Source organism: Pseudomonas sp. W22_MBD1_FP4 (genome assembly GCF_052113765.1).
Taxonomy (GTDB): Bacteria; Pseudomonadota; Gammaproteobacteria; order Pseudomonadales; family Pseudomonadaceae; genus Aquipseudomonas; species Aquipseudomonas sivasensis.
On record NZ_JBGQOI010000053.1, the window covers coordinates 1 to 2,500 of the forward strand.

The 2,500-nt window shown below is 50.4% G+C and carries 2 tRNA genes and 2 rRNA genes (1 of these 4 cut by a window edge); all 4 read right to left on the reverse strand.

The window, feature by feature from the left end:
* Window positions 1-1,583, reverse strand: a 23S ribosomal RNA gene (locus tag ACEN2T_RS29905); the annotation flags it as partial.
* A gap of 247 nt (window positions 1,584-1,830) precedes the next feature.
* Window positions 1,831-1,906, reverse strand: a tRNA-Ala gene (locus ACEN2T_RS29910).
* A 30-nt stretch (window positions 1,907-1,936) separates the two neighbouring features.
* A tRNA-Ile gene (locus ACEN2T_RS29915) sits at window positions 1,937-2,013 on the reverse strand.
* A gap of 83 nt (window positions 2,014-2,096) precedes the next feature.
* Window positions 2,097-2,500: ribosomal RNA gene (locus tag ACEN2T_RS29920) — 16S ribosomal RNA — on the reverse strand (it continues 1,133 nt past the right edge of the window).

The window sequence follows — 2,500 nt, forward strand, 5'->3', positions numbered from 1 at the left end:
GTTACCTGAAGCTTAGAAGCTTTTCTTGGAAGCATGGCATCAACCACTTCGTTAACTAAAAGTTAACTCGTCATCAGCTCTCGGCCTTAAGATCCCGGATTTACCTAAGATCTCAGCCTACCACCTTAAACTTGGACAACCAACGCCAAGCTGGCCTAGCCTTCTCCGTCCCTCCATCGCAATAACCAGAAGTACAGGAATATTAACCTGTTTTCCATCGACTACGCTTTTCAGCCTCGCCTTAGGGACCGACTAACCCTGCGTCGATTAACGTTGCGCAGGAAACCTTGGTCTTTCGGCGTGGGTGTTTTTCACACCCATTGTCGTTACTCATGTCAGCATTCGCACTTCTGATACCTCCAGCAAGCTTCTCAACTCACCTTCACAGGCTTACAGAACGCTCCTCTACCGCATCACTTACGTGATACCCGTAGCTTCGGTGTATGGTTTGAGCCCCGTTACATCTTCCGCGCAGGCCGACTCGACTAGTGAGCTATTACGCTTTCTTTAAAGGGTGGCTGCTTCTAAGCCAACCTCCTAGCTGTCTAAGCCTTCCCACATCGTTTCCCACTTAACCATAACTTTGGGACCTTAGCTGACGGTCTGGGTTGTTTCCCTTTTCACGACGGACGTTAGCACCCGCCGTGTGTCTCCCATGCTCGGCACTTGTAGGTATTCGGAGTTTGCATCGGTTTGGTAAGTCGGGATGACCCCCTAGCCGAAACAGTGCTCTACCCCCTACAGTGATACATGAGGCGCTACCTAAATAGCTTTCGAGGAGAACCAGCTATCTCCGAGCTTGATTAGCCTTTCACTCCGATCCACAGGTCATCCGCTAACTTTTCAACGGTAGTCGGTTCGGTCCTCCAGTTAGTGTTACCCAACCTTCAACCTGCCCATGGATAGATCGCCCGGTTTCGGGTCTATTCCCAGCGACTAGACGCCCTATTAAGACTCGCTTTCGCTACGCCTCCCCTATTCGGTTAAGCTCGCCACTGAAAATAAGTCGCTGACCCATTATACAAAAGGTACGCAGTCACCCAACAAAGTGGGCTCCCACTGCTTGTACGCATACGGTTTCAGGATCTATTTCACTCCCCTCTCCGGGGTTCTTTTCGCCTTTCCCTCACGGTACTAGTTCACTATCGGTCAGTCAGTAGTATTTAGCCTTGGAGGATGGTCCCCCCATATTCAGACAAAGTTTCTCGTGCTCCGTCCTACTCGATTTCATGACTAAGAGATTTTCGCGTACAGGGCTATCACCCACTATGGCCGCACTTTCCAGAGCGTTCCGCTAATCTCAAAGCCACTTAAGGGCTAGTCCCCGTTCGCTCGCCACTACTAAGGGAATCTCGGTTGATTTCTTTTCCTCAGGGTACTTAGATGTTTCAGTTCCCCTGGTTCGCCTCTTACGCCTATGTATTCAGCGTAAGATAACCATCTTATGATGGCTGGGTTCCCCCATTCAGACATCTCCGGATCAAAGTCTGTTTGCCGACTCCCCGAAGCTTTTCGCAGGCTACCACGTCTTTCATCGCCTCTGACTGCCAAGGCATCCACCGTATGCGCTTCTTCACTTGACCATATAACCCCAAGCAATCTGGTTATACTGTGAAGACAACATTCGCCGAAAATTCGATTTGACTCTTTCGAGCCACTCACAAATTTTACCTTAGCCTGATCCGTTACCAGTGAAAGTAACGTTCAGTCTATCTTTCTATCACATACCCAAATTTTTAAAGAACGATCTAATCAAAGACTAGAAATCAACATTCACCATCATCACAATGGAATGCTCATTTCTAAGCTTTCAACAAACAGAAGCAGTAGTGGTGGAGCCAAACGGGATCGAACCGTTGACCTCCTGCGTGCAAGGCAGGCGCTCTCCCAGCTGAGCTATGGCCCCGTATTTCTACAGGCGTTTCCCACACAAAATTGGTGGGTCTGGGCAGATTCGAACTGCCGACCTCACCCTTATCAGGGGTGCGCTCTAACCAACTGAGCTACAGACCCAATTTCGGGCTGCTTCTTTATCGTCTTCTTCAATGAATCAAGCAATTCGTGTGGGAACTTATGGAGCAGCTGATGTCGTCGATTAAGGAGGTGATCCAGCCGCAGGTTCCCCTACGGCTACCTTGTTACGACTTCACCCCAGTCATGAATCACACCGTGGTAACCGTCCTCCCGAAGGTTAGACTAGCTACTTCTGGTGCAACCCACTCCCATGGTGTGACGGGCGGTGTGTACAAGGCCCGGGAACGTATTCACCGCGACATTCTGATTCGCGATTACTAGCGATTCCGACTTCACGCAGTCGAGTTGCAGACTGCGATCCGGACTACGATCGGTTTTATGGGATTAGCTCCACCTCGCGGCTTGGCAACCCTCTGTACCGACCATTGTAGCACGTGTGTAGCCCAGGCCGTAAGGGCCATGATGACTTGACGTCATCCCCACCTTCCTCCGGTTTGTCACCGGCAGTCTCCTTAGAGTGCCCACC